Annotated in this window: 24 protein-coding genes; 18 read left to right on the top strand and 6 right to left on the bottom strand. The window is 72.4% G+C overall.

Annotated elements, in window-relative coordinates:
* The first annotated feature begins 22 nt into the window (after nt 1-22).
* The 6 genes from AB0E77_RS00410 to AB0E77_RS00385 all read left to right on the top strand — a co-directional run bounded on the left by AB0E77_RS00410 (nt 23) and on the right by AB0E77_RS00385 (nt 7,018).
* Complete coding sequence (locus tag AB0E77_RS00410; RefSeq protein WP_361563395.1) at nt 23-1,165, top strand: dipeptide ABC transporter ATP-binding protein; 1,143 nt, start codon at nt 23-25, stop codon at nt 1,163-1,165.
* 238 nt (nt 1,166-1,403) lie between these two features.
* Nucleotides 1,404-3,035 carry an ABC transporter substrate-binding protein gene (locus AB0E77_RS00405; RefSeq protein ID WP_361563392.1) on the top strand — a complete coding sequence of 544 codons (1,632 nt, stop codon included), beginning with the start codon at nt 1,404-1,406 and terminating at the stop codon, nt 3,033-3,035.
* A gap of 9 nt (nt 3,036-3,044) precedes the next feature.
* A complete protein-coding gene (locus tag AB0E77_RS00400) occupies nt 3,045-3,968 on the top strand; it encodes an ABC transporter permease (protein WP_361563389.1) in 924 nt (307 codons plus the stop codon).
* The gene (locus AB0E77_RS00395) at nt 3,961-4,941 is read left to right on the top strand and encodes an ABC transporter permease (RefSeq protein ID WP_361563386.1); all 981 of its coding nucleotides are present in this window, start codon (nt 3,961-3,963) and stop codon (nt 4,939-4,941) included. Before AB0E77_RS00400 ends, AB0E77_RS00395 begins: the two co-directional genes overlap by 8 nt.
* Before the next feature lie 9 nt (nt 4,942-4,950).
* Nucleotides 4,951-5,943 carry an ABC transporter ATP-binding protein gene (locus AB0E77_RS00390; protein ID WP_361563384.1) on the top strand — a complete coding sequence of 331 codons (993 nt, stop codon included), beginning with the start codon at nt 4,951-4,953 and terminating at the stop codon, nt 5,941-5,943.
* Entirely contained in the window at nt 5,936-7,018 is a 1,083-nt protein-coding gene (locus AB0E77_RS00385) for a dipeptide ABC transporter ATP-binding protein (RefSeq protein ID WP_361563381.1), read from the top strand. The genes AB0E77_RS00390 and AB0E77_RS00385 overlap by 8 nt, the downstream gene beginning before the upstream one ends.
* 99 nt (nt 7,019-7,117) lie before the next feature.
* Here the strand turns inward: AB0E77_RS00385 and AB0E77_RS00380 are convergent, their stop codons facing one another.
* On the bottom strand, nt 7,118-9,259 hold the full coding sequence (locus tag AB0E77_RS00380; protein ID WP_361563378.1) for a prolyl oligopeptidase family serine peptidase: 2,142 nt from the start codon (nt 9,257-9,259) through the stop codon (nt 7,118-7,120).
* A gap of 206 nt (nt 9,260-9,465) precedes the next feature.
* Between AB0E77_RS00380 and AB0E77_RS00375 the strand changes: the two genes are divergently transcribed.
* Nucleotides 9,466-9,660, top strand: coding sequence for a hypothetical protein (locus AB0E77_RS00375; RefSeq protein WP_361563375.1), 195 nt, complete (start codon nt 9,466-9,468; stop codon nt 9,658-9,660).
* A 52-nt stretch (nt 9,661-9,712) separates the two neighbouring features.
* Here AB0E77_RS00375 and AB0E77_RS00370 read toward each other — a convergent pair whose 3' ends face one another.
* Nucleotides 9,713-10,762 (bottom strand): intradiol ring-cleavage dioxygenase, encoded by a 1,050-nt coding sequence (locus AB0E77_RS00370; protein ID WP_361563372.1) that lies wholly within the window; start codon nt 10,760-10,762, stop codon nt 9,713-9,715.
* 206 nt (nt 10,763-10,968) lie between these two features.
* Between AB0E77_RS00370 and mshB the strand changes: the two genes are divergently transcribed.
* The 7 genes from mshB (at nt 10,969) to AB0E77_RS00335 (ending at nt 18,272) form a co-directional block, all read left to right on the top strand.
* Nucleotides 10,969-11,847, top strand: coding sequence for an N-acetyl-1-D-myo-inositol-2-amino-2-deoxy-alpha-D-glucopyranoside deacetylase (gene mshB / locus AB0E77_RS00365; protein WP_361563369.1), 879 nt, complete (start codon nt 10,969-10,971; stop codon nt 11,845-11,847).
* Nucleotides 11,844-12,266, top strand: coding sequence for a DUF6113 family protein (locus AB0E77_RS00360; protein WP_361563366.1), 423 nt, complete (start codon nt 11,844-11,846; stop codon nt 12,264-12,266). Before mshB ends, AB0E77_RS00360 begins: the two co-directional genes overlap by 4 nt.
* A 156-nt stretch (nt 12,267-12,422) precedes the next feature.
* Nucleotides 12,423-14,702: a hypothetical protein gene (locus AB0E77_RS00355; protein ID WP_361563363.1), complete on the top strand. Its 2,280-nt coding sequence runs from the start codon at nt 12,423-12,425 to the stop codon at nt 14,700-14,702.
* Nucleotides 14,703-14,852: 150 nt separating this feature from the next.
* Nucleotides 14,853-15,761 carry an ABC transporter ATP-binding protein gene (locus AB0E77_RS00350; RefSeq protein ID WP_361563361.1) on the top strand — a complete coding sequence of 303 codons (909 nt, stop codon included), beginning with the start codon at nt 14,853-14,855 and terminating at the stop codon, nt 15,759-15,761.
* A complete protein-coding gene (locus AB0E77_RS00345) occupies nt 15,758-16,498 on the top strand; it encodes an ABC transporter permease (protein WP_361563358.1) in 741 nt (246 codons plus the stop codon). The genes AB0E77_RS00350 and AB0E77_RS00345 overlap by 4 nt, the downstream gene beginning before the upstream one ends.
* Nucleotides 16,495-17,661: a histidine kinase gene (locus AB0E77_RS00340; RefSeq protein WP_361563356.1), complete on the top strand. Its 1,167-nt coding sequence runs from the start codon at nt 16,495-16,497 to the stop codon at nt 17,659-17,661. Before AB0E77_RS00345 ends, AB0E77_RS00340 begins: the two co-directional genes overlap by 4 nt.
* Entirely contained in the window at nt 17,658-18,272 is a 615-nt protein-coding gene (locus tag AB0E77_RS00335; protein ID WP_361563353.1) for a response regulator transcription factor, read from the top strand. The genes AB0E77_RS00340 and AB0E77_RS00335 overlap by 4 nt, the downstream gene beginning before the upstream one ends.
* A 280-nt stretch (nt 18,273-18,552) precedes the next feature.
* Here the strand turns inward: AB0E77_RS00335 and AB0E77_RS00330 are convergent, their stop codons facing one another.
* Together AB0E77_RS00330 and AB0E77_RS00325 are read right to left on the bottom strand one after the other, a co-directional pair.
* On the bottom strand, nt 18,553-19,410 hold the full coding sequence (locus AB0E77_RS00330) for a transglutaminase-like domain-containing protein (RefSeq protein ID WP_361563350.1): 858 nt from the start codon (nt 19,408-19,410) through the stop codon (nt 18,553-18,555).
* Between the two features lies 1 nt (nt 19,411).
* Complete coding sequence (locus AB0E77_RS00325; protein WP_361563347.1) at nt 19,412-20,431, bottom strand: GNAT family N-acetyltransferase; 1,020 nt, start codon at nt 20,429-20,431, stop codon at nt 19,412-19,414.
* Between the two features lie 140 nt (nt 20,432-20,571).
* Between AB0E77_RS00325 and fdxA the strand changes: the two genes are divergently transcribed.
* On the top strand, nt 20,572-20,892 hold the full coding sequence (gene fdxA / locus AB0E77_RS00320) for a ferredoxin (RefSeq protein WP_361563344.1): 321 nt from the start codon (nt 20,572-20,574) through the stop codon (nt 20,890-20,892).
* 115 nt (nt 20,893-21,007) lie between these two features.
* Nucleotides 21,008-22,099 (top strand): bifunctional succinyldiaminopimelate transaminase/glutamate-prephenate aminotransferase, encoded by a 1,092-nt coding sequence (locus AB0E77_RS00315; protein ID WP_361563341.1) that lies wholly within the window; start codon nt 21,008-21,010, stop codon nt 22,097-22,099.
* Nucleotides 22,100-22,222: 123 nt separating this feature from the next.
* Here AB0E77_RS00315 and AB0E77_RS00310 read toward each other — a convergent pair whose 3' ends face one another.
* Entirely contained in the window at nt 22,223-22,621 is a 399-nt protein-coding gene (locus AB0E77_RS00310) for an ATP-binding protein (RefSeq protein ID WP_361563338.1), read from the bottom strand.
* Between the two features lie 310 nt (nt 22,622-22,931).
* Complete coding sequence (locus AB0E77_RS00305) at nt 22,932-23,900, bottom strand: heavy metal transporter (protein WP_361563335.1); 969 nt, start codon at nt 23,898-23,900, stop codon at nt 22,932-22,934.
* A 94-nt stretch (nt 23,901-23,994) separates the two neighbouring features.
* Here AB0E77_RS00305 and dapE point away from each other — a divergent pair, with 94 nt between their 5' ends.
* Both dapE and AB0E77_RS00295 read left to right on the top strand, forming a co-directional pair.
* A complete protein-coding gene (gene dapE, locus AB0E77_RS00300) occupies nt 23,995-25,074 on the top strand; it encodes a succinyl-diaminopimelate desuccinylase (RefSeq protein WP_361563332.1) in 1,080 nt (359 codons plus the stop codon).
* Between the two features lie 117 nt (nt 25,075-25,191).
* Entirely contained in the window at nt 25,192-25,950 is a 759-nt protein-coding gene (locus AB0E77_RS00295; protein ID WP_361563329.1) for a TIGR00730 family Rossman fold protein, read from the top strand.
* Nucleotides 25,951-26,077 lie beyond the last annotated feature (127 nt).

Raw genomic sequence — 26,077 nt, 5'->3', positions numbered from 1 at the left:
AACCGGCGACTGGGGCATCACCATGAGCGACAACAGCAAGACCAACACGGCGGTCGCCGACTCGATCCCGCAGCAGCGGGACGGCGACGGCGCACCCCTCATGCGGGTCAAGGGCCTGAAGAAGCACTTCCCGATCAAGGGCGGCTTCCCGATCCGGCGCACGGTCGGCGCGGTCAAGGCCGTCGACGGCGTCGACTTCGAGGTCTTCCCCGGCGAGAGCCTCGGCCTCGTCGGCGAGTCCGGCTGCGGCAAGTCGACCACCGGCCGGCTGATCACCCGTCTGTACGAGCCCACCGAGGGCACCATCGAGTACAACGGGCAGGACATCAGCAAGGCGAACCGGTCGCAGCTCGCGCCGATCCGGTCCCAGATCCAGATGATCTTCCAGGACCCGTACGCGTCGCTGAACCCGCGCCAGACCGTGGGCACGATCATCTCGGGCCCGATGGAGATCAACGGGATCAACCCGCCCGGCGGCCGTGAGAAGCGGGTCCGGGAGCTCCTGGAGATCGTCGGTCTCAACCCGGAGCACTACAACCGCTTCCCGCACGAGTTCTCCGGCGGCCAGCGCCAGCGCATCGGCGTCGCGCGCGCCGTCGCGCTGGAGCCGAAGCTGATCGTCGCCGACGAGCCGGTCTCGGCCCTCGACGTGTCGATCCAGGCCCAGGTCGTGAACCTGCTGCAGGAAGTGCAGCGGGAGATGGGCATCGCCTTCGTCTTCATCGCCCACGACCTGTCGATCGTCCGGCACTTCTCGCAGCGCGTCGCGGTGATGTACCTGGGCAAGATCGTGGAGATCGCGGACCGCGACTCCCTCTACAACCGCCCCCGGCACCCGTACACGCACGCGCTGCTGTCGGCCGTGCCGGAGGCGGACCTGGACGCGGACAAGCGGGAGCGCATCCGCCTCCAGGGCGACGTGCCCTCGCCGATCTCGCCGCCGTCCGGCTGCCGCTTCCGTACGCGGTGCTGGAAGGCGCAGGACAAGTGCGCGACCGAGGAGCCGCCGCTCGTCCGCATCGAGGGCAGCAAGGCCGGTCACCTGACGGCCTGCCACTTCCCGGAGGAGCCGAACACCGAGGCCCGCGCCGAGGACATCGTCCTCGACCCGGCTCTCGCGGCCATGGAAGAGGGCACCGACGGCGAGGCGGTCTCGAAGAGCTGACCCGGCGGACCCGGCCCCTGCGGCCGGGACCCTGACGGCCCGTGGACCGGGGGCGGGAGGACATCTCTCCCGCCCCCGGTCCTCGGCATGCCATCGGTTCCCGTGCCTCGGTCCGTCGTACGCCCGTCCGGAGGACCCCCGAACCCGTACGGACCGGACGAATGTGCGCTCCGCGACCCGCCCCCCGATCCTGGCCGAGACCGGATCATCGGACGAGTCAGGCACCGGGAGGCACTCCATGCGCGGAGCCACGCACGCACAATGGGCCGCTTGCGCAGCGGCGACCGCCCTCGCGCTGACGGCCTGCGGGGGCGGAGGAGGTGACGGCGGCTCGGACAGCGGGGCCGTGCTCAGCTCCTCGTGGGGCGACCCGCAGAACCCGCTGGAGCCGGCCAACACCAACGAGGTCCAGGGTGGCAAGGTCCTCGACATGATCTTCCGGGGCCTGAAGAAGTACGACCCCGACACCGGCGAGGCGAAGAACATGCTCGCCGAGAAGATCGACACCTCCGACTCGCAGAACTTCACCATCACCGTCAAGGACGGCTGGACCTTCAGCAACGGCGAGAAGGTGACCGCCCAGTCCTTCGTGGACGCCTGGAACTACGGCGCGAGCCTGAAGAACAACCAGCGCAACGCGTACTTCTTCGCGTACATCGACGGCTACGACAAGGTGCACCCCGAGGACGGCAGCGCGCAGAGCGCCGACACGCTCTCCGGGCTCAAGGTGACCGGCCCGCAGACCTTCACGGTCAAGCTCAGCCAGAAGTTCTCGAGCTTCCCCGACACCCTCGGCTACGCCGCCTTCGCCCCGCTGCCCAAGGTGTTCTTCGACGACCACGACGCCTGGCTGAAGAAGCCGGTCGGCAACGGGCCCTACCTGGTCGACAACTACGCCCGCGGCTCCCAGATGTCCCTGCGCAAGTGGGACCAGTACCCCGGGGACGACAAGGCCCAGAACGGCGGCGTCGACCTGAAGGTCTACACCGACAACAACACCGCCTACACCGACCTGATGGCCGGCAACCTCGACCTCGTCGACGACGTCCCCGCCGCCCAGCTCAAGAACGTCAAGAACGACCTCGGCGACCGCTACATCAACACCCCCGCCGGCATCATCCAGACCCTCGCCTTCCCGTTCTACGACGACGACTGGAACAAGTCCGGCTCGGACAAGGTGCGCACGGGCCTGTCCATGGCGATCGACCGCAAGCAGATCACCGACACGATCTTCCAGCAGACCCGCACCCCGGCCACCGACTGGACCTCGCCGGTGCTCGGCAAGGACGGCGGCTACAAGCCCGGTCTGTGCGGGGACGCCTGCGAGTACAACCCCGACCAGGCCAAGAAGCTGATCAAGGAGGGCGGCGGACTGCCCGGCGGCCAGGTCAAGATCACCTACAACGCCGACACCGGATCCCACGGACAGTGGGTCGACGCCGTCTGCAACTCCATCAACAACGCCCTGGACAACGACCGCGCCTGCGTCGGCAATCCGGTCGGCACCTTCGCCGACTTCCGCAACCAGATCACCCAGAAGAAGATGAGCGGTCCCTTCCGCGCCGGCTGGCAGATGGACTACCCGCTCATCCAGAACTTCCTCCAGCCGCTCTACTACACCAACGCCTCCTCCAACGACGGCAAGTGGTCCGACGAGAAGTTCGACGGACTCGTCGACCAGGCGAACGGCGAGTCCGACACCGCCAAGGCCGTCCAGACCTTCCAGCAGGCCGAGGAGGTCGTGCGGGACAACATGGCCGCCATCCCGCTCTGGTACCAGAACGGCAGCGCCGGCTACTCGCAGCGGCTGTCCGACGTCAAGCTCAACCCCTTCAGCGTCCCCGTCTACAACGAGATCAAGGTCAGCTGAGGAGGCGCCATGGGACGGTACGTCGTCCGGCGGCTGCTCCAGATGATCCCGGTCTTCTTCGGGGCCACGCTGCTGATCTTCCTGATGGTCAACGTGATGGGCGACCCCATCGCGGGCCTGTGCGGCGACCGGGAGTGCGACCCGGCGACCGCCGCCCAGCTGAGAAGGGAGTTCGGCCTCGACAAGCCCGTGTGGCAGCAGTACGCCACCTACATGGGCAACGTCTTCACCGGCGACTTCGGCACCGCCTTCAACGGCCAGCCGGTGACCGAGCTGATGGGGACGGCGTTCCCGGTCACCATCCGGCTGACCATCGTGGCGATCATCTTCGAGATCGTCGTCGGCATCGCGCTCGGCGTCATCACCGGCCTGCGCCGCGGACGCCCCGTCGACACCGGGGTGCTGCTGCTCACCCTCGTCGTCATCTCCGTCCCCACCTTCGTCACCGGCCTGCTGCTCCAGCTCCTGCTCGGCGTCAAATGGGGCTGGATCGACCCGGCGGTCTCCACGGCCGCCCCCTTCGACGAGCTGATCGTCCCCGGCCTCGTCCTGGCCTCCGTGTCCCTCGCGTACGTCACCCGGCTGACCCGCACCTCCATCGCGGAGAACCGGCGCTCCGACTACGTCCGCACGGCCATCGCCAAGGGCCTGCCCCGCCACCGGGTCATCACCCGGCACCTGCTGCGCAACTCCCTCATCCCCGTGGTCACCTTCATCGGCACCGACATCGGAGCCCTGATGGGCGGCGCCATCGTCACCGAGCGGATCTTCAACATCCACGGCGTCGGCTACCAGCTCTACCAGGGCATCCTGCGCCAGAACACGCAGACCGTCGTCGGCTTCGTCACCGTCCTGGTCCTCGTCTTCCTGATCGCCAACCTCGTCGTCGACCTCCTGTACGCCGTACTCGACCCGAGGATCCGCTATGCCTGAGCAGGAGCCCTACGAACCCGAACGCGCCATCGCCGGGACCGGCATGGGCGGCACGATGGACCTCGGCACCAGCGAGGCCGTCACCCTGGAGCAGCCGCCGGGTCCGGACGGGGCGGACCCGCGCGACAAACCCCGCAGCCTGTGGTCCGACGCCTGGCACGACCTGCGCCGCAACCCCGTCTTCATCGTCTCGGGCCTGGTCATCCTCTTCCTGATCGTCATCTCGATCTGGCCCTCCCTGATCGCCTCCGGAAACCCCCTCAAGTGCGACCTCGCCAAGGCCCAGGAGGGCTCCCAGCCCGGCCATCCCTTCGGCTTCAACGGCCAGGGCTGCGACGTCTACACCCGCACCGTCTACGGCGCCCGTACGTCGGTGGAGGTCGGCGTCCTCGCCACGCTCGGGGTCGCGGTCCTCGGCAGCGTGCTCGGCGGGCTCGCCGGGTTCTTCGGCGGCGTGGGGGACGCGGTGCTGTCCCGGATCACCGACGTCTTCTTCGCCATCCCGGTCGTCCTCGGCGGCCTGGTGCTGCTCTCCGTCATCACCAGCAACACCGTCTGGCCGGTCATCGGCTTCATCGTGCTGCTCGGCTGGCCGCAGATCTCCCGCATCGCGCGCGGCTCCGTCATCACCGCCAAGCAGAACGACTACGTCCAGGCCGCCCGCGCGCTGGGCGCCTCCAACTCCCGCCTCCTGCTGCGGCACATCGCGCCCAACGCCGTCGCCCCCGTCATCGTCGTGGCGACCATCGCGCTCGGCACCTACATCTCCCTGGAGGCGACCCTGTCCTTCCTCGGCGTCGGCCTGAAACCGCCCAGCGTCTCCTGGGGCATCGACATCTCCGCCGCCGCCCCCTACGTACGCAACGCCCCGCACGCCCTGCTCTGGCCCTCCGGCGCCCTGGCCATCACCGTCCTCGCGTTCATCATGCTCGGCGACGCGGTGCGCGACGCCCTCGACCCGAAGCTGAGGTGAGCCGCCGCCATGCTGCTCGAAGTGCGCGACCTGCACGTGGAGTTCCACACCCGCGACGGCGTCGCCAAGGCCGTCAACGGCGTCAGCTACGGCGTGGACGCCGGCGAGACCCTCGCCGTCCTCGGTGAGTCCGGCTCCGGCAAGTCCGTCACCGCCCAGACGGTCATGGGCATCCTCGACATCCCGCCCGGCCGCATCACCGCCGGTGAGATCCTCTTCGAGGGACGGGACCTGCTCAAGCTGAAGGAGGACGAACGCCGGAAGGTCCGCGGCGCCGAGATGGCGATGATCTTCCAGGACGCGCTGTCCTCGCTCAATCCCGTCCTCACCGTCGGCGACCAGCTCGGCGAGATGTTCACCGTGCACCGGGGCATGTCCCGCAAGGACGCCCGAGCCAAGGCCGTCGAGCTGATGGACCGCGTACGCATCCCCGCCGCGCGGGAGCGGGTGAAGCAGTACCCGCACCAGTTCTCCGGCGGCATGCGGCAGCGCATCATGATCGCGATGGCGATGGCCCTGGAACCCAAGCTCATCATCGCCGACGAGCCGACCACCGCCCTCGACGTCACCGTCCAGGCCCAGGTCATGGACCTGCTCGCGGAACTCCAGCGCGAACTGCACATGGGCCTGATCCTCATCACCCACGACCTCGGCGTGGTCGCCGACGTCGCCGACAAGATCGCCGTGATGTACGCGGGCCGGATCGTGGAGACGGCACCCGTCCACGACATCTACAAGGCCCCCGCGCACCCGTACACCCGTGGCCTGCTGGAGTCGATCCCGCGGCTGGACCAGAAGGGCCAGGAGCTCTACGCCATCAAGGGCCTGCCGCCCAACCTCACCCGCATCCCGCCCGGCTGCGCCTTCCACCCCCGCTGCCCGATGGCCCAGGACGTCTGCCGCACCGACGTGCCGCCGCTGTACGACGTGACGGAACCGGAGTGGTCCGGCGCGCCGCGCGGAAGCGCCTGCCACTTCTGGAGGGAGTGCCTGCATGGCTGAGGCCACGGAACCGATCCTCGAGGTCCGCGGCCTCGTCAAGCACTACCCGCTGACCTCCGGCATCCTCTTCAAGAAGCACGTCGGCGCGGTGAAGGCCGTCGACGGCGTCGACTTCGAGCTGGCCCGGGGCGAGACCCTCGGCATCGTCGGCGAGTCCGGCTGCGGCAAGTCCACGGTCGCCAAGATGCTGGTCAACCTGGAGAAGCCGACGGCGGGGGAGATCCGCTACAAGGGCGAGGACATCACCCGCCTGTCGGGCAAGGCCCTCAAGGCCGTGCGCCGCAACATCCAGATGGTCTTCCAGGACCCGTACACCTCCCTCAACCCCCGGATGACGGTGGGCGACATCATCGGGGAGGCCTACGACATCCACCCGGAGGTGGCCCCGAAGGGCGACCGCAGGAAACGGGTCCAGCACCTGCTCGACGTGGTCGGCCTCAACCCGGAGTACATCAACCGGTATCCGCACCAGTTCTCCGGCGGCCAGCGCCAGCGCATCGGCATCGCGCGCGGACTCGCCCTGCGCCCGGAGATCATCGTCGCGGACGAACCGGTCTCCGCCCTCGACGTCTCCGTCCAGGCGCAGGTCATCAACCTGATGGGCCGGCTCCAGGACGAGTTCGAGCTCTCGTACATCTTCATCGCCCACGACCTGTCGATCGTGCGGCACATCTCGGACCGGGTCGGCGTGATGTACCTGGGCCGCATCGTGGAGACCGGCCGCGACGCCGAGATCTACGACCACCCGACGCACCCCTACACGCAGGCCCTGCTCTCCGCCGTGCCCGTGCCCGACCCGGAGGCCCGGGAACACCGCGAGCGGATCATCCTGACCGGTGACGTGCCCTCCCCGACCAACATCCCCTCCGGCTGCCGCTTCCGCACCCGCTGTTGGAAGGCGCGGGAGCGGTGCGCCCTGGAGGTGCCCGCGCTGGCGGTGCCCGCCGAGTTCCGGGACGTCGCCGGCCCCGCCGCCCACGACTCGGCGTGCCACTTCGCGGAGGAGAAGCAGGTGGTGCCGCCCGAGACGGACGGCGAGGGCGAGGGCGGGGGAGACGGCAGCGGGCCGGGGTGACATGGTCGCCCCGGCCCGCTCACGGCACCCGCACGGCCGTACGCATAAGAGCTTCGCGCGTCCGTATATCGGTACCGCTTCGGCGAAGTTGCCTGCGTGTTACGGCTGTTGGTGTTCGGGTGAGGTCAGCCCCAGCGACCGCTTCAGGAAGTCCACCTGGAGCCGCAGCAGGTTCTCCGCGACCTCCTCCTGCGGCGTCATGTGGGTGACGCCGGACAGCGGGAGCACCTCGTGCGGGCGGCCTGCCGCCAGCAGGGCCGAGGACAGGCGCAGGGAGTGCGCCACCACCACGTTGTCGTCCGCCAGCCCGTGGATGATCATCATCGGACGGTGCGGTGCGGCGGCGTCGACCAGGCCCGCGTCGTCGATCACCGAGTTGCGGCGGTAGACGTCCGGCTGCTCGTCCGGGTGGCCGACGTACCGCTCCTGGTAGTGGGTGTCGTACAACCGCAGGTCCGTCACCGGGGCGCCCACGATCGCCGCGTGGAAGACGTCCGGCCGGCGCAGCGCCGCCAGTGCCGCCAGATAGCCGCCGAAGGACCAGCCGCGGACGGCCACCCGGCCCAGGTCGAGCGGGAAGTCCTCGGCCAGGGCGTGCAGGGCGTCCACCTGGTCCTGGAGCACGACCGCGGCCACGTCGTCCTTGATGGCCTTCTCCCAGGCGGGGGAGCGCCCGGGAGTGCCCCGTCCGTCGGCGACGACCACCGCGAAGCCCTGGTCGGCGAACCACTGCGAGGTGAGGTGCGCGTTGTGCGCGGCCACCACCCGCTGCCCGTGCGGGCCACCGTACGGGTCGAGGAGTACGGGGAGGGGGGTGTCACCGTGGTAGTCCGTTGGCATAAGCACGGCGCACGGGACACGGCGTGCGCCCCCTTGGGTGAGCGTCACGCGCGGGGACAAACCGGGATGTTCGGCGTGGGAGGCGATGGTCGCGACCGCCTTGCCGTCCCGCAGCACCTGGGCTCGGGAGCCCGGCCGGTCCGGCGTCGCCGAGACCAGAACGGTCACGCCCCCGGCGCGCACCGCCGAGTGCACGCCGGGCTCCTGCGAGACGCGCTCCACGCCGAGTTCGTTGACCCGGTAGACGTGGACCTCGCCGGTCTCCGGGGCGGCCGCGTCCTCGCCCGCCGACGCCGACACCAGCACGTCGTCCGCGGAGACGTCCAGCACCGCCCGCACATGCAACTGAGCCCCGGTGAGCGGCCGTTCGCCGACCGCCAGCACCCGCGCGCCGCCCTCGTCGGCGATCCGCACGAGCTGCCCGGACGGGCTCCAGCAGGGCACGCCGGGGAAGAGTTCCAGCCAAATCGGATCTTCGTCGGCGTGCACCATCCGGGTCGCCCCGGACGCGGTGTCCACGGCCAGGAAGAGCTGGCTGCGCTGGTCGCGTGCCTGCACCAGGATCAGCGGCGCACCCGCCGCTGACCAGTGCACTCGCGCCAGATAGGGGTACCGCGCCCGGTCCCAGAGGACCTCCGTGCGCCCCCCGTCGAGGCCGATCGCGAACAGCCGCACATCCGCGTTGGCGGTGCCCGCCGCCGGGTACGGGACGTGTTGTGGATCACGCCCGGGGTGGGCCGGGTCGGAGATCCACCACCGCTCGACCGGCGTGTCGTCCACCCGCGCGACCAGCAGCCGGTCGGAGTCCGGGCCCCACCAGAAGCCCCGGGTGCGCCCCATCTCCTCGGCGGCGATGAACTCGGCGAGCCCGTACGAGACGCCCTCGGCGTCCGGCTCGGCCAGCGCCCGGTCCCCGTCCCCCTCGGCGCCCACCACCCGCAGGGCACCCCGGGCGACGTAGGCGACGTGCCGTCCGTCGGGGGCGGGGCGCGGGTCGATCACCGGCCCGGGGACGGGGAGTTCACGTGCCGTGCCCGCGCGCAGCTCGGCCGTGAAGAGCCGCCCCGACAGGGCGAAGGCGGCCAGCTCCACGGCCGCGTCGGTGGCATATCCGACGATGCCGGCGCCGCCCTCACGGCTGCGCTCGCGCCGCGCCCTCTCCTCGGGCGGGAGGTGCTCCTCGGCGCCGCCCAGGAGGGCGCGCGGGTCGGCGGCGACGCGCTCCTCGCCGTCCGCGACGTCGAGGACCCACAAGGAGCCGGCCCGGTCCGTACCGGAGCCGGAGCGCAGGAAGGCGACCCGTGAACCGTCGGGTGCCACGGTGAACGCACGCGGCGCACCGAGCGTGAACCGCTGGGTGCGGGCGTGCCGTTTGGGGAAGGAGTCGGACTCGGTCGTCATGCCCCGACCATATTGGCCATGCGCCCCCTTGTGCGGCCGTGCGCCGATCGATGCGCGCGTACGGATAGTTATGATCACTAGCGCATAGTGGGTATCAACTCGGTGCCCGCTGCGTGGATTTATCTGCTCCTGCGTACCGAAGCGTTCCGATAGTCCGACCGCGTCCGACCTTCCCATGTCCCTGGGTTCTTTGGAGGTGAGCCGCCGTGGCACTCTCGATTTCGGCGGTGGTGCTGCTGGCGATCATCGTCTTCCTGCTGGTCAAGAAGTCAGGACTGAAGGCCGGGCACGCAGTGGTCTGCATGCTGCTCGGCTTCTACCTGGCCTCCTCGACCGTCGCCCCCACGATCAGTGAGGTGACGACGAACATCGCGGGGATGATCGGGAGCATCAAGTTCTGACGTCGGCAGGCGTGCCGCGGCCGGCGTCCCGGCCGTCCGGGACCGCTTGAGGTCAGCCGGAGGCCGCCGACGGCCGCGGACCGCCCGGTGTTCCCGAGGGCGCCCCGCCAGGCGGGGGGCCGGACGGCGCTCCCGCGGGCGGCGCGCCGGTCGGGGCGCCGCTGGGTGGCCGGCCGCCCTCGGGGCCGCCGCCACCGCCGCCGGGTGCGTTGCCCCCGGTGGGCTCGGTGGCGGTGTCGATGGGGACGGTCAGCTCGGCCGCGTAGCCCTCCTTCACCGACCCGCTCACGGACGCCAGCTGGTGGACGCCGCCGTCGTCGCCGAACACGTTGTCCGTCTTGAGCGTGAGCTGGGACAGATTGCGGACGGAGGACTCGTAGCCGTCGGTGGCGAAGACGGTGTCGCAGACGTCCTTCGGGAGCGCCAGCTGGGACGTCGAGAGGCGCTTGTCGTAGTCGGTGATGGACTCGAGGTCGGGGTAGACCTCGAAGTGGATGTGGGGCCAGCGGCCCGTGTAGCACGCGGGGAAGATGCTGACGAACGTGACCACTCCGTCGTCGTCGGCGACCTGCACGCCGCGCAGGTAGTTCTCGTCCTCGATGCCGCTGGAGTACAGGGAGTAGTTGCCTCCCCGGTCGCAGTGCCACGCGTAGACGGCCGCACCGGCGAGCGGCCGGCCGTCGTTGGCGATGTCCAGCAGGGTGAACTCGAAGGTCAGGGGGATGCCCGGGGCGGTCGTCGTGGAGTCGCCGAAGCTCGAGCGGATGTCCCGCCGGACGATGCCGTCCTGGTCCAGGACCTGGACCCCGTTGGTGCCGTCGGCCGGGTAGGGGCCGTTCGTCTCGTCGGGGATCTCGGTCAGGCCCGACGACGACGCCGAGGCGGAGGCCGCGGAGGTGCTGCCGCCCGAGCCCGAACCGCACGCCGCCAGTGCCGCCATGCCGCCGACCCCGCCGAGGACGGACAGGGCCCGCCGACGTGAGCAGAGAGTGCCCAGGTCGAACGCGAGCCCCTGGTCGACGACCTCCTCCTCGGGGTTCGGGAGCAGACGCCCCTGGTAGGCGGGAGCACCGGGGGTCCGGGTGGCTTTCGGCTTGCGCATCGGGAGCCTTCCGTCGGGGGTGACAGGGTGGTGTGGCCGCGCCGGGAGCCGGGCCCGGGACACCGTCGTCGGCCTGCGGAGCAGCCTGGCAGCGGAGTCCATGACCCGGCTCTGTGCCGCCTGTGCGTCGGCTGAGAGGCGCGACGGCCGGCGCCGGCGGTCTCCCGCGTTGCGGGTGCGGGCCCGCGGCCTCATAGGGTGGCCCCATGACGGAACCACCCGCCCGGCGTCTGCTGCTGGTGCACGCGCACCCGGACGACGAGTCGATCAACAACGGCGCCACCATGGCCAGGTACGCGGCCGAAGGCGCCCACGTGACGCTGGTGACCTGCACCCTCGGCGAGCGGGGCGAGGTCATCCCGCCCGGACTCGCGCACCTCACCGGGGCCGCCCTGGGCGGGCACCGCAGGGGTGAACTGGCGGCGGCGATGCGTGCGCTCGGCGTCGACGACTTCCGGCTGCTCGGCGGGCCCGGCCGGTACGCCGACTCCGGGATGATGGGCCTCCCCGACAACGACGACCCCGGCTGCCTCTGGCAGGCGGACCTCGACGAGGCCGCCGGCCTCCTCGTCGACGTGATCCGCGAGGTACGCCCCCAGGTCCTCGTCACCTACGACCCGGACGGCGGCTACGGCCACCCCGACCACATCCAGGCCCACCGCATCGCGATGCGCGCCGTGGAGCTGGCGGCCGAGGCGGGCTGCCCGGTCGCCAAGGTCTACTGGAACCGCGTGCCGCGCACCGTCGCCGAGGACGCCTTCGCGCGGCTCCGCGACGACCTCCCCGGCCTGCCCTTCGAGAAGGCGGCCGGTGTCGAGGACGTGCCGGGCGTCGTGGACGACGAGCGGGTCACCACCGAGATCCGCGCCGAAGGCACCCCGTACGCCGCCGCCAAGGCCGCGGCGATGCGTGCGCACGCCACCCAGATCACCGTGGCCGAGCCGTACTTCGTCCTCTCCAACGAACTGGCCCAGCCCGTCTTCACCACCGAGTACTACGAACTGGTGCGCGGTGAGCGCGCCGGTGACGGCGGCGGGCGCGAGAGCGACCTGTTCGCCGGGACCGGAACGGAGGGGACGGCGTGAGCGGGCGCACCCAGCCGCCGGCCTCCCCGCTGGCCCAGCCGCTGCGGCCGCCGTCCCCCGGACGGGCCGCCCTCTACCTCGGGCTCCTCGTCCTCGGCGCGCTGACCGGTGTGGCGGGGGCGCTCGTGCAGTCGGCGTGGTTCCCGGGCGGACTGCTGCTCGCGCTGGCCGCCGAGGCGGGACTGTGTCTCGGCGCCGGCCGGGCCATGGCCCGCCGCGGCGGAGCCGTGGCGCCCGCCGTCGGCTGGGCCGTCGCCGTGGTGCTGCTCACCGCCAGCCGCCCCGAGGGCGACTTCGTCTTCGCCGCGGGCGCCGGCTCCTACCTCTTCCTGCTCGGCGGCATCGCCGTCGCTGTGATGTGCGCCACCCTCGCGCCGGTACGGCAACCGGACGGCGGCGGCGCCCGACTTGGCAAATGACGTACTACTTCGCCGTGGCACGGGCGTGCGAGTCCGGTGTGGGTTTCCCCGGCAGTCATGGGATACGCGTGAGAAGTGGCCAGTATGGTGGTGCGCGCCGCCGAGCCGCCCGCTATCTGGTGTGCCGGGCGGCGGAGCCAACCGGGAGAACCTGCCTTGAGTCGTGAAACTGACAGTCCGTCCTCCGGGCCCAACGGGCGCGGTGGAGCCGCGTACCCGTCGGGCACCCCGCCCTACGGGACCCCCGTGGCTTCCGGCGCCGGTACGGACGCGGGCCGTTCGGCCACGCGCCCGGAGGAACGCAAGACCGAGACGACGCTGACGACCCGGATCCGGATCAACATCCCCGGATCGCGGCCCATTCCGCCGGTCGTCGTGCGCAAGCCCGTCGCGGACGCCGAGAGCGACACCGCCGACACGGAGCCGGCCGAGCACCCCGAGCCGGGCGCCACCGCGCCCACGGGCAGCGCCGAGGCTCCCGCCGAGCCCGCCGCCCCGCAGGCCGAGGAGAAGGCGACCAGCGACTGGTTCGCGCCCCGCAAGTCGGCGCCGGCCAAGGGCGGTCAGGGCGGCGGCTCCACCAACGGCGCGGGTCTTCCCGGGGGTTCCGGAGCCGGCGGCGCCGGCCCGAACGCCGGTCAGGGCCCCGCGGCCCCCGGTGCCGGTACGGCCGGCGGTGCGCGGCCGGGCGGCGGGAGTGGCCGTCCCGGTGGCGTGGTCGGCTCCATGAGCGTGCCGGGCGGTTCCCGGCCCGGCTCCACCAACGGCGCCGGCCTGCCCGGCGCGACCGGCGGTCCCGTCGCGCCCGGACACGGCGGCGGCACCGGTTCCTTCGACGTGACCGAGGCGCTGACGGCGGGCCCGCTCGGCGGCAACGGCAACGGTCCCGCCGACAGCAGCCGTGACGACCGGCCGTTCTCCCCGGAGGGCGCGCGGGGCGAGCGGAGCACCCCCGACGGACCGGGCGGCCGCAACCGGCAGAACGGGCAGCCCGCCTTCGGCGGCGCCCAGGCGCCCGCGGGCCCGACGACCGGCCCGGTCACCGGGGACGGTCCGTCGGTGCCCCCGCTCGGCGGACCGGGCGCACCCGCACGGTCCGGCGGCCCCGGCGCGCCCGACGGACAGCGCGGCCCCGCCGCCCCCGGCCTGCGCGGCCCCGGCACCCTCGGCGTACCGGGCCTGCCCGGCGGGCCCCAGGGCCCCGGTCAGGGCCCCGGCCCCGCCCGTCCCGGCCCCGGCGGCGGACTGAGCGACGACACCGCGATCCTCACCCCGCAGCGGCTCGCCCCGGAACCGCCCGGCGGTGCCCGCCCCGGCAACCCGGACAACGTCTCCGGCAACACCGTCACCAGCGGCATCCCCGTCGTGCCGGGCGACCGCAACGCGCCGTTCCCCGGCGCGTCCCCCGACGGACCGCGCCCGCACACGCCCCCGAAGGCGCCCGAGCCTGCCCCCGCGGCGCCGGCGGGATCCGCCAAGCCGACCGCCCGGAAGAAGGGCCGCAAGAAGCTCCCGCTGCTCGTCGGCGCCCTGATCGTCGTCGTCGGCGGTGCCTACGGCGCCGGTCTGCTGATGAACCGCTCCGACGTGCCCAAGGGCACCACGGTGCTCGGCGTCGACATCGGCGGCGGCACGCGCGACGACGCCGTCGAGAAGCTCGACGCCGCCCTCGGGGACCGGGTGAACAAGCCGCTGAAGCTCACGGTGGGCGGCGACAGCGTCTCCCTCAAGCCCGACCAGGCGGGGCTCCAGTTCGACACCCAGGCCACGGCCAGCGCGGCGGCGACGAGCGACTACAACCCGGTCTCCGTGATCGGCTCGCTCTTCGGCAACCACCGTGTCGTCGAGCCGCAGATGCCCGTCGACGAGGAGAAGCTGCACGCCGCCCTCAAGAACGCGGCGGGCGGCGCCGGCTCGATGACCGAGGGCACGATCAGGTTCGAGTCCGGCAAGGCCGTCCCCGTCTACGGCAAGGCGGGCAAGGGCATCGACGTCGCCGGGTCGACCGAGGCCGTCGAGAAGGCGTACCGCACCCAGGTGGAGACCGGCGCCTCCACCCCGGTGAACGTGCCGACGACCACCCGGCAGCCGGCGGTCTCGAACGCCGAGGTCGACCGGATGATGAAGGAGTTCGCCGAGCCGGCGATGTCCGGCCTGGTCACGGTCCGCACCGACGCCGCGCACGAGATCTCCTTCAGCCCCGCCAAGTCGCTGTGGAAGTTCCTCGCCGTCAAGCCGCAGAACGGCAAGCTGGTCGAGTACTACGACCAGGCCGCCCTGAAGGAGCTGTACGGCGACACCTTCGACGGCGTGCTCATCACCCGCGGTACCGGCCAGAAGACCCCGGTCACCGTCCAGGACGTGATCAGCGCCCTGCGCCCGGCGCTGAAGAGCACGACCAACCGCGTCGCGGTCATCGACACCGACCCCAGCTGACGCACGGCCCACGCCACGAGAGGGGGCACCCGGCAGACGCCGGGTGCCCCCTCTCCGCATCGGGACCGGGCACCGTATGACATCTGTCATCCGGCACTCGGGACCGCCGACACTGCCGCGCACCCGGCCCCGGCGGCCACGATGACCGGCATGACGACGACAGAGGTGGTCGGTTTCGACCAGGTGACCAAGAGCTACGGGGACGTCCGGGCCGTCGACGGCCTGACGCTCACCCTGCGCCCCGGGGAGACCGTGGCCCTGCTGGGGCCGAACGGGGCGGGCAAGTCGACCACGCTCGACCTGCTGCTCGGCCTCAGGCAGCCCGACACCGGCACCGTCCGGGTCCTCGGCACCGGCCCGCGCGAGGCCATCGTGGCCGGGCGGGTGGGCGCGATGCTGCAGAGCGGCGGACTGATGGACGAGGTCACCGTCGCCGAACTGGTCCGGCTCGGCTGCGCGCTCCACCCCAGGGCCTACCCGGTCGCCGACGTCCTGGCCCGCGCCGGTCTCACCAAGTTCGCCGACCGCAAGGTCGACAAGCTCTCCGGCGGCCAGGCCCAGCGCGTCCGCTTCGCGCTCGCCACCGCCGGCGACAGCGACCTGATCGTCCTGGACGAACCCACCACCGGCATGGACGTCTCCGCCCGCCAGGCCTTCTGGGCCACCATGCGCGCCCAGGCCGAGCAGGGCCGCACGGTCCTGTTCGCCACGCACTACCTGGAGGAGGCCGACGCCATCGCCGACCGGGTGCTCGTCCTGCACCGGGGCAGGCTGCTGGCCGACGGCACCGCCGCCGAGATCAAGGCCAGGGCCGGGGCCCGCCGGATCTCCTTCGACCTCGACGGCCCGATCGACGAACGGGCCCTGAGCGCCCTGCCCTTCCTGACCTCCCTCACCGTCTCCGGCCGGGCCGTGCGCATCCAGTCCTCCGACGCCGACGCCACCGTGCACGCCGCGTACGGCCTCGGCCTCTACCCCCGCAACCTCGAAGTCGCCGGCCTCGGACTCGAGCAGGCCTTCGTCGCCATCACCGCCGCCGAGGAGGCCAAGCAGTCGTGAACAGCCTGATCAAGCTGGAACTCACCCGTGCCCTGCGCAACCGCAAGTTCCTGTTCTTCTCGGTGATCTACCCCTCGGCCCTGTTCCTGCTCATCGCGGGCAGCGCCGACGGCACCACCGAGGTCGACGGCACCGGCCTGACCCTGCCCACCTTCTTCATGGTCTCCATGGCCTCCTTCGGCGCCCTGACCGCCGTGCTGATGGGCAACAGCGAACGCATCGCCAAGGAGCGCGAGAGCGGCTGGGTACGGCAGCTGCGGCTGACCACGCTCCCCGGCCGCGGCTACGTCCTCGCCAAGACCGCGAGCGCCGCCGTCGTCAGCCTGCCCTCCATCGTGATCGTCTTCGTGGTCGCCGCCGCCGTGAAGGACGTGCGCCTGGACGCCTGGCAGTGGCTCGCCCTGACCGGCGCGATCTGGGCGGGCAGCCTGGTCTTCGCCGCGCTCGGCGTCGCCATCGGCTACCTGGCGACCGGGGACGCGGTCCGTCCCATCACGATGATCGTCTACTTCGGCCTGTCCATGCTCGGCGGCCTGTGGATGCCCACGACCACCTTCCCGGGCTGGCTCCGGGACATCGCCGAATGGCTGCCCACACACGCGTACGCTTCCCTGGGGCAGGCGATCGAACAGAGTCACGCCCCGCACGCACAGGATCTCGCCATTCTCGCCGTCTCGTTCGTGCTCTTCACGGGCGGCGCGGCCTGGCTGTACCGGAAGGACACGCTGAAGGCGTGAGCGGCGTCGGCATCGGGCAACGCCCGGAGAACCGCAGGCAGAAGACCATCAAGGTCATGTGGACCGCCATCTGGCTGGCCTACCTGAGCGCCCCCGTCAGCGACCTGCTGCACGGCGGTCACGCCGCGGGCGTCCAGGTCCTCGGCTGGCTCGGTCTCGCCGTCTTCGTGGTCTGGTACATGCTGTTGCTCTTCCGCACCGGCAGGGGAGACCGGGCCGGCGTGGTCATGGGCTCCCTCGCCGTCCTCGCGGCCCAGTCCACGGTCCTCGCGCTCACCCTGGGCCGCGAGTGGCTCGTCCTGTTCGTCTACGTGTCGATCGCCTCCGGCGCCGCCCTGCCGCTGCGCCTGGCCCGCTGGACCATCCCGGGCGCTTCGGCGCTGCTGACGGCGCTCGCGTTCGCGGTGCCGGGCGGCACCTCCTTCATCGGCGGCCTGCTGCTCCCGGCGCTGCTGGGCGGCTTCGCCATGACCGGCGTGCGCGAGCTGATCCGCACCACCATCGCGCTGCGCGAGGCCCGCGCCACCGTCGCCCACCTCGCCGCCAACGAGGAGCGGCTGCGGCTCGCCCGCGACCTCCACGACCTGCTCGGCCACTCGCTCTCCCTGATCACGCTGAAGAGCGAACTGGCCGGCCGCATGCTCCCCGGCCACCCGGACAAGGCCGCCCAGCAGGTCGCCGACATCGAACAGGTCAGCCGCCAGGCCCTCGTCGACGTCCGCGAGGCCGTCACCGGCTACCGGCGCCCCCGCCTGACCGCCGAACTCGCCGGCGCTCAGGTGGCGTTGACGGCAGCCGGCGTGGTCCCCGAACTGCCCGCCGAACCCGACCTGACCGGCGTGCCGGAGGAGTCCGAGTCGGCCCTCGCCTGGGCCCTGCGCGAGGCGGTCACCAACGTCGTACGGCACAGCGGCGCCCGGCGCTGCACGGTGGAACTGCTGCGCCGCCAGACCCTCGACGGTCCGGTGCTGGAGCTGTCGGTGGAGGACAACGGCTCCGGCGGCCGAGGGCCGGCCGCCGGCCCGGGCAACGGCCTGACCGGGCTCGCCGAGCGCCTGGAGAAGGCGGGCGGCGAGCTGGAGGCCGGCCGGACCCGGCAGGGCTTCCGGCTGGTCGCCCGCGTGCCGGCCCACGCCGTCGCGGACGTAGGATCCGGGGCATGAGCCGCACGATCAAGGTCCTGCTGGCGGAGGACCAGGCGATGGTCCGCGAGGCACTGGCCGCCCTGCTCGGCCTGGAGGAGGACATCGAGGTCGTCGCCCAGGTGGCGCGCGGCGACGAGGTGCTGGACGCCGCCCGCGAGCACGGCGTGGACGTGGCGCTGATGGACATCGAGATGCCGGGCGCGACCGGAATCGAGGCGGCGGCCCTGCTGCACCGCGAACTCCCCGCGGTGAAGCTGATCGTCCTCACCACCTTCGGCCGGCCCGGCTATCTGCGCAGCGCCATGGAGTCGGGCGCGGACGCCTTCCTGGTCAAGGACGCTCCGGCGGCCCAACTGGCCGAGGCGGTACGGAAGGTACTGGCGGGCGAGCGGGTCATCGACCCCACCCTGGCGGCAGCGGCCCTCGCCGAGGGCGCCAACCCCCTCACCGACCGGGAACGCGAGATCCTGCGCGCCGCGTCCGACGGCTCCACCAACGCGGAACTCGCCCGGGCCCTCCACCTCTCCCAGGGCACGGTCCGCAACTACCTCTCGACCGCCATCCAGAAACTGACGGCCCGCAACAGGGCGGAGGCGGTCCGCATAGCCCGAGAAAAGGGCTGGCTGTAGCCGCCCGGCTCGGCAGCCGCGTGCCCCGCCCAGCCGGTGGCCTGCCGCGCCTCACCCGCCTTCCCGCCCGCCCAGCCTGCGGGCAGTCGTGCCTCCCCCAGTGCCTGAACGGCCTGGGAGGTACCCCCAGGGGCGGCACGGGTGAGCTGGGGGTCCCCCCTCTGGGGGAGGCACCCCGCAACGCCGGGCCGCGCATCCCTCTCGCCGCCAACGGCACCGGCGGCACCCCCGCAAGGCGGAGCGACACCACCGACCCCACGCCCCCACCCGCAGCGGGCGTTCAGTTCAGCAACGCCCGAGCCGCCCGAGCCTCCCCCCGCACCTTCTCCGCGGCCCCCTCGTCCACCGCCGCGACCACATCCGCGTACGCCTCCAGCTCCACCGCCCCCGCCACGAACTCCCCCCGCCGCACCAGCAACTGCGCCCGCTCGTACCGCAGCCGCGCCGCATGCGACGGCAACAGCAACGCCAGCTCGATCGCCCAGAGCCCCACGTCCGACCGCTCCGGACGAGCCGCCGCCCACGCCCGGACGTTGTTCAGGATCCGCGACACCACGTCCAACGGCGCCGCAGGCTCCAGCATCGACGGGTCGAGCCCCGCCCCCGTCGCCCCCGCCACCAGCACCTCCGCGTCGTTCCCGCTGAGCACCCGCCCCCCGTCGAAGGGATCGGCGAGCACCCGCTCCTCCTCCGGCCCGAACCCGACCACGAAGTGCCCCGGCAGCCCCACCCCGTACACCGGAGCCCCCGCACGCCGGGCCACCTCCAGCCACACCACCGACAGCAGGATCGGCAGCCCCCGCCGACGCCGCAGCACCTCGTGCAACAGCGAGGACTCCAGACGCCGGTAGTCCGCCGCCGTCCCGTGGAACCCGTACCGCTCACCGAGCAGGTCCCGCAGCGCGACCGCCCACGCCCGCGGCGACCCCGGCCGGAACGGCACCTGCCCGGCCAGCCGGTCGAGCTCCATCTGCGCGGCGTCCAGCCCCTCCTCGTCCAGGCCCCCGTCCGCCACGGCGCCCACCAGGAGGCACAGCGTCGACAGATCGGGCCGCTCGGACCGCGCCTCCTCGGCGAACCGGCGCCGCACCTCGGCGGAACGCCCGGACGACGGCGGTTGGGGAAGGTGACGACGCATATCAGGCTCGCGCCCCCTCACGGCGATCGGCGCCCTCCGGCGCGCGGTAGTGGTGATACGCGTGGTGCGCCGAGAAGCCCATCCCGGCGTACAGCGCCCGCGCCCCCGCATTGTCCGCCTCCACCTGGAGCCACGCCGCCGAGGCGCCCTCGTCGAGCGCCCGCCGGGCCAGCGCGGCCATGACGGCGGTGGCGAGCCCCCGTCGCCGTTGCCCGGGGTCGACCTCGACGGCTGCGAAGGAGGCCCACCGCCCGTCCACGACACACCGCCCGATCGCGGCCGGCGCCTCAGCGCCGGGCACCGTCGCGAACCACACCGAGGGACCGCTGCCCAGCACCCGCAGTGCCACCTCGCTCACGCCCTTGCGCTGATACCGGGCGAGCCACGCCTCGTCGGCCTCCCGGGACAGCACCACCCCGGCCCCCTCGGCCCGGTCGGCGACCGGAGCCAGCGCGCCGGTCCACACCTCGGCCGTCACCTCCCGCACCCAGCCCCGCCGCTCCAGCTCCGCGCACAGCAGCTCCTGCGTGCCCTCGGCCCCGGTGGCGGTCTGGACGTACGCGGGCAGGCCACGTGCCTCGTACCAGCGGCGTACGGCGCTCAGCGCGTCGTCGAGCGATGTCCCCGGTTCGCCGAGCGGCAGTACGGAGTTGGCCCGCCGGGTGAAGCCGGCGGCGGCGCGCAGCTCCCATTCGCCGAGCCACTCGCTCTCCACCGGCCGCCAGGCACGCGCGGCGACCCGCGCCAGCTCCTCGTAGGACGCGGCGGGGCCGCGGCGACGCGCCGGGGCGGGCGGCACCACCTTGCCCGCCACCACGGTGGATTGAGCGATCCGGACCGATTCGCCACTCTTCCGTGTGATCAGCAGCACACCATCGTCCCATGATGTGAGAACCCCGACCGTGTCGGTGAACTTCTCCGCCGCGACACCAGGCTCCCTCAAGCACCGCACAGAGACTCGTTTGCCCACGTCAGCAGCCGTAATACGGACCTCGAGCCGCCCGGCGGCAGAGAATTCCACGGGTCGGTCCACCCCTCCTGTTCGGATCATGCCCAAGAACGGAGATACTAGGGGCGGGCATCGACGACGCCGCGCTCCCGCGCGCCAGGCGGCGGAGCCTGAGGAGGCCCGCCAGCGCCCTATCGAGGAGGAACGACAGCGTGACCTACGTCATCGCGCAGCCTTGTGTCGACGTGAAGGACAAGGCGTGCATCGAGGAGTGCCCGGTCGACTGCATCTACGAGGGCCAGCGGTCCTTGTACATCCACCCGGACGAATGCGTCGACTGTGGTGCCTGTGAGCCGGTCTGCCCGGTCGAGGCGATCTTCTACGAGGACGACACTCCGGAGGAGTGGAAGGACTACTACAAGGCGAACGTCGAGTTCTTCGACGAGCTCGGCTCGCCCGGCGGCGCCAGCAAGCTGGGTCTGATCGAGCGCGACCACCCCTTCGTCGCCGCGCTGCCGCCGCAGAACAAGTAACGGCGGCCCGCACGCGCGCCGCCTCGGTCCCGTACGGCCCGGTCACCCCGACCGGCGCCGCACGGGACCGAGGCGTTTGCCGTACCGGGCGCCCACGAGAAAGTGAGCCACCACCGTGTCCGCAGTCTCCGACCGCTTGCCCACCTTCCCCTGGGACAAGCTGGAGCCCTACAAGAGGACGGCCGCCGCGCATCCGGACGGCATCGTCGACCTCTCCGTCGGCACCCCGGTCGACCCGGTCCCCGAGCTGATCCAGAAGGCCCTGATCGACGCGGCGGACTCCCCGGGCTACCCGACCGTCTGGGGCACCCCGGCACTGCGCGACGCGATCACCGGCTGGGTCGAGCGCCGTCTCGGCGCCCGCGACGTCACCCACCGCCACGTCCTGCCGATCGTCGGCTCCAAGGAACTCGTCGCCTGGCTCCCGACCCAGCTGGGCCTCGGCCCCGGCGACCGCGTGGCCTTCCCGCGGCTCGCCTACCCGACCTACGAGGTCGGCGCCCGCCTGGCCCGCGCGGAGTACGAGGCGTACGACGATCCGACCGAGCTGGACCCGGCGGGCCTGAAGCTGCTCTGGCTCAACTCACCGTCCAACCCGACCGGCAAGGTCCTCTCCCGGGCCGACCTCACCAGGATCGTGGCCTGGGCCCGCGAGCACGGCGTCCTCGTCGTCTCGGACGAGTGCTACCTGGAGCTGGGCTGGGAGGCCGACCCGGTCTCCGTCCTCCACCCGGACGTCAACGGCGGCTCGTACGACGGCCTGGTCGCCGTCCACTCCCTCTCCAAGCGCTCCAACCTCGCCGGCTACCGCGCGGCCTTCCTGGCCGGCGACCCTGCCGTCCTGGGCCCGCTGCTGGAGATCCGCAAGCACGGCGGCATGATGACCTCGGCGCCGACCCAGGCGGCCGTGGTGGCGGCCCTCGGCGACGACGAGCACGTGCACGTCCAGCGCGAGCGCTACGCGGCCCGCCGCGCGGCCCTGCGCGAGGCGCTGCTCGGCCACGGCTTCCGCATCGAGCACAGCGAGGCCAGCCTCTACCTGTGGGCCACCCGCGACGAGTCCTGCTGGGACACGGTCGCCCACCTGGCCGAACGGGGCATCCTCGTGGCCCCCGGCGACTTCTACGGCCCCGCGGGCGAGAACTTCGTCCGAGTGGCCTTCACCGCCACGGACGACCGCGTGGCAGCGGCAGTGAGCCGCCTGTAGCACTCGAGCGCCCACAACCCACGCGGCCGTCCGCAGCCGCACGCACCCGCACGACAAAGCGACGGGGTCCGGGGGACACCCCCCCGGACCCCGTCGCCGCAACAGGCCGTCGTCGGACACTCGTCAGCGCAGCGGCAGCCCCTGCACCGGCAGCGTGTCACTCGCCGGCAGCCCGCCCTTCGTGGCCGTCGAGGCGGCGTCACCGACCAGCTCCCCGGTGGTGTCCGTCGCGTCGCCCGCGGCCTTCTTCACGACCGAGCCACCGGTCTTCCCCGCGGCCGGCACCGTCTTCTTGACGGCCTTGCCGCCGGTGTCACCCGCGACCTTGGTGACGTTCTGCGCGGCGCCGTCGACGGCCTCGCCGACGTTCGCCCCGTCCAGCGCGGTCAGCCCGCCGAGGTTCGGGGCGGCCGGCAGCTCGGGAGCCGCACTGGCGGAGCCGGCCGCACCGACCCCGGCTGCCGCTCCCGCAGCGACGAGCAGCGCGGCACGGGCGATCCGGCGGGTCAGGGGGAGGGACATGATGCTCCTTCGACGGAAGTGAACGATGAGGTTCCGACCTCGCCCGGCGGGTGATCGCCGGGCTCGGACGCAGTGACTACCGCTCGAAGGCCACGAAGGTTGCGGCGGCCCAACCTAAAGAGTTGGCAATGCGTCGCATTATCGGTTGCACGGAAAAGCGGGCAAAAGGGCTCCGTCCGCAAAGCCTGCCGAATCCTTACAGCCCTTTGCTTTCCCGGGCTCCGCCGGATTCGGGGGCGGCGACGTGAAAACCCGCGTCCCCCGTCGACCCGCCGCCCCGACGACTCCCTCCCACGGGGGACGGCTCGCACTATCGCGCGGACGTGATCCGGACCGCTCCCGCGCCCTGCTCCGCACCGTGCGTGCCGGACCCGCCCGTCGCGTACCACTTGCTGTCGGTGTTCCCGGCGGTCCACTGCCGCCCGGCGTAGGTGACCCGCTCGATGCGCAGCGCGGAGGCGTTGGCCACCGCCCAGTGCGCCAGCTGCCAGCCGCGCCGCTCGGCCGCCCGGTCCGTGCCCGAGCCGTCGTCCACGGGCAGTGTCACGGTCCGCCCGTCGGAGCCGCCGGTGCCCGGGGACGCCGTGGGGCGGGGCTCCGCCGAGCCGCCCACCTCCGCGCCGACCGGCTGGAGCACATCGCGCCCGAAGTCCCGTACGAGCGCCGCGCGCACCGCGTCCGGACCCGTGGCCCGCTGCTCGCCGGGGCGGCCCTCGCAGGTCAGCGTCGCCGCGGACCGCCCGGTCAGCGCCGCCGCCAGCAGCGTGGCGTCCGGCTCGTGCTTGGCGTACGCGTCGGGGAACCCGCTGCGCTGCACGCGCTGCGCGGCGACCGTCAGCGGCAGCCGCGTGTAGTCGGGCACCTCGACCAGGTGGTCGTAGAACATGCCCGCCGCGTACGCCGGGTCCATGATCTCCTTCGCGCTGCCCCAGCCCTGCGAGGGCCGCTGCTGGAACAGGCCGAGCGAGTCGCGGTCGCCGTAGTCGATGTTGCGCAGCGCGGACTCCTGCAACGCGGTCGCCAGGGCGATCGTCACCGCCCGCTCGGGCAGCTTGCGCGCGGTGCCGACGGCGGTGATCGTCGCCGCGTTCACCGCCTGCTCCGGTGTGAACTCGTAGGCCGTACGGTCGTCTTCGCCCGAGACGACCTTGCAGCCCGGCGCGCCGCCGGTGACGTACTGGACCGTGAGATAACCGGCGACCGCGAGCAGGACGACCAGGGCGGCCCCGAAGCGGAGGAGGCGGCCACGGCGTGTGCGGGTGGAGGACGGCTCAGACACGCGTACAAGGTACTGGAGAGTAGGACTTCTGGGGCCCCCGGTGCGGATGATGCGCGAGAAGGCGGCCCACGACCCGGCGGGTAGGGTCGACGGCATGGCCGATACCCCGCTTGACCTCACGCTGGACGCCGCGGAGCTCACCGCGCGGCTCGTCGACTTCCCCTCCGAGAGCGGCTCCGAGAAGCCCTTGGCGGACGCGATCGAGGGCGCGCTGCGCGCCCTGCCGCACCTGACGGTCGACCGGTACGGCAACAACGTCGTGGCCCGCACGAACCTGGGCCGGACGGAGCGCGTGATCCTCGCCGGGCACATCGACACCGTGCCGATCGCCGACAACGTCCCCTCGCGGCTGGACGAGGACGGCGTCCTGTGGGGCTGCGGCACCTGCGACATGAAGGCGGGCGTCGCCGTGCAGCTGCGCATCGCGGCCACGGTCCCGGCGCCCAACCGCGACCTGACCTTCGTCTTCTACGACAACGAGGAGGTCGCCGCCGAGCTGAACGGCCTGGGGCACGTCGCCGAGGCGCACCCCGAGTGGCTGGAGGGCGACTTCGCCGTGCTCCTCGAACCGTCGGACGGCCAGGTGGAGGGCGGCTGCCAGGGCACCCTGCGGGTGCTGCTGAGGACGACGGGGGAGCGCGCGCACTCCGCCAGGAGCTGGATGGGGTCCAACGCCATCCACGCCGCCGCCCCGATCCTCGCCCGCCTGGCCGCCTACGAGCCGCGGTACCCGGTGATCGACGGCCTGGAGTACCGCGAGGGCCTCAACGCGGTCGGCGTCACGGGCGGGGTCGCGGGCAACGTCATCCCCGACGAGTGCGTGGTCACCGTCAACTTCCGCTACGCCCCGGACCGCAGCCCCGAGGACGCCCTCGCCCACGTCCGCGAGGTGTTCGCCGACTGCGGGGTGGCGGAGTTCGTGGTCGACGACCACAGCGGCGCGGCCCTGCCGGGACTGTCCCACCCCGCCGCGGCGGCCTTCATCGAGGCGGTCGGCGGCACCCCGCAGCCCAAGTACGGCTGGACGGACGTGTCGCGCTTCTCCGCGCTCGGCGTCCCCGCCGTCAACTACGGCCCGGGCAACCCGCACTTGGCGCACAAGCGGGACGAACGGGTCGAGACGTCGAAGATCCTCGCGGGGGAGGAGCGGCTGCGGTCCTGGCTGACGGCATGATCCGGACGACCCGGTCCGGGTTTACGCCGCTGCGTGCCGGACATGCTGACGTCCCCCGTACGTAACCCGCGTAGATCTACGCTGAGGTGGAACGACCTGCACACGGAGGGAGCGCATATGCCTACAGGCAACCCGGAGGGCAAGAAGCAGCCGCCCGATGAGCAGCGCCTGGGCCCGGTCCTCCGGCGGCGGGACCAGGTCCAGGGGAGCACGACCGACCAGCGCCTGCTGGACGAGCGGGCCCCCACGGACTGGGTCCACACCGACCCCTGGCGCGTCCTGCGGATCCAGTCGGAGTTCATCGAGGGCTTCGGCACGCTCGCCGAACTCCCGCCCGCGATCAGCGTCTTCGGCTCCGCCCGCACGCCGGTCCACTCGCCGGAGTACGACGCCGGGGTCCGGCTGGGCCGGGGCCTGGTCGACGCGGGCTTCGCGGTCATCACCGGCGGCGGGCCGGGCGCGATGGAGGCGGCCAACAAGGGCGCGCTGGAGGCCAAGGGCATCTCGGTCGGCCTCGGCATCGAGCTGCCCTTCGAGCAGGGCCTCAATCCCTATGTCGACATCGGGCTGAACTTCCGTTACTTCTTCGTCCGCAAGATGATGTTCGTGAAGTACGCCCAGGGCTTCGTGGTCCTGCCCGGCGGCCTGGGCACCCTCGACGAACTCTTCGAGGCGCTCACCCTGGTCCAGACCCAGAAGGTCACCCGCTTCCCCATCGTCCTCTTCGGGACGGAGTACTGGGGCGGCCTGGTCGACTGGCTCCGCAACACCCTGGTGGCCCAGGGCAAGGCCGCGGAGAAGGACCTGCTCCTGTTCCACGTCACGGACGACGTGGAGGAGGCAGTGGCCCTGGTCTCCAAGGAGGCGGGCCGCTGACCGCGGCAGGGGGCAGGCCGCGACCCCGGCGGACCCCGGCGGACCCGGCAGCGCCCGGGGACGCGAGCCCGGCGGCGGCCCGGGGACGCGGGCCCTGCGGGGGCGCAGAGGGCGCGGCCCCCGCGCA

The organism is Streptomyces sp. NPDC032940 (assembly GCF_040636935.1).
Taxonomy (GTDB): domain Bacteria; phylum Actinomycetota; class Actinomycetes; order Streptomycetales; family Streptomycetaceae; genus Streptomyces.
Note: the sequence above shows the minus strand (reverse complement) of the source record. Positions and strands in the feature narration are given on the sequence as shown.

Excerpts from the sequence above, each read along its gene's own strand:
- AB0E77_RS00400 (WP_361563389.1), top strand. The coding sequence starts at position 3,045 with ATGGGACGGTACGTCGTCCGGCGGCTGCTCCAGATGATCCCGGTCTTC.
- AB0E77_RS00385 (WP_361563381.1), top strand. The coding sequence starts at position 5,936 with ATGGCTGAGGCCACGGAACCGATCCTCGAGGTCCGCGGCCTCGTCAAG.
- AB0E77_RS00335 (WP_361563353.1), top strand. The coding sequence starts at position 17,658 with ATGAGCCGCACGATCAAGGTCCTGCTGGCGGAGGACCAGGCGATGGTC.
- dapE (WP_361563332.1), top strand. The coding sequence starts at position 23,995 with ATGGCCGATACCCCGCTTGACCTCACGCTGGACGCCGCGGAGCTCACC.
- AB0E77_RS00310 (WP_361563338.1), bottom strand. The coding sequence starts at position 22,621 with ATGTCCCTCCCCCTGACCCGCCGGATCGCCCGTGCCGCGCTGCTCGTC.
- AB0E77_RS00405 (WP_361563392.1), top strand. The coding sequence starts at position 1,404 with ATGCGCGGAGCCACGCACGCACAATGGGCCGCTTGCGCAGCGGCGACC.
- mshB (WP_361563369.1), top strand. The coding sequence starts at position 10,969 with ATGACGGAACCACCCGCCCGGCGTCTGCTGCTGGTGCACGCGCACCCG.
- AB0E77_RS00390 (WP_361563384.1), top strand. The coding sequence starts at position 4,951 with ATGCTGCTCGAAGTGCGCGACCTGCACGTGGAGTTCCACACCCGCGAC.
- AB0E77_RS00380 (WP_361563378.1), bottom strand. The coding sequence starts at position 9,259 with ATGACGACCGAGTCCGACTCCTTCCCCAAACGGCACGCCCGCACCCAG.
- AB0E77_RS00330 (WP_361563350.1), bottom strand. The coding sequence starts at position 19,410 with ATGCGTCGTCACCTTCCCCAACCGCCGTCGTCCGGGCGTTCCGCCGAG.
- AB0E77_RS00350 (WP_361563361.1), top strand. The coding sequence starts at position 14,853 with ATGACGACGACAGAGGTGGTCGGTTTCGACCAGGTGACCAAGAGCTAC.
- AB0E77_RS00410 (WP_361563395.1), top strand. The coding sequence starts at position 23 with ATGAGCGACAACAGCAAGACCAACACGGCGGTCGCCGACTCGATCCCG.
- AB0E77_RS00295 (WP_361563329.1), top strand. The coding sequence starts at position 25,192 with ATGCCTACAGGCAACCCGGAGGGCAAGAAGCAGCCGCCCGATGAGCAG.
- AB0E77_RS00395 (WP_361563386.1), top strand. The coding sequence starts at position 3,961 with ATGCCTGAGCAGGAGCCCTACGAACCCGAACGCGCCATCGCCGGGACC.
- AB0E77_RS00370 (WP_361563372.1), bottom strand. The coding sequence starts at position 10,762 with ATGCGCAAGCCGAAAGCCACCCGGACCCCCGGTGCTCCCGCCTACCAG.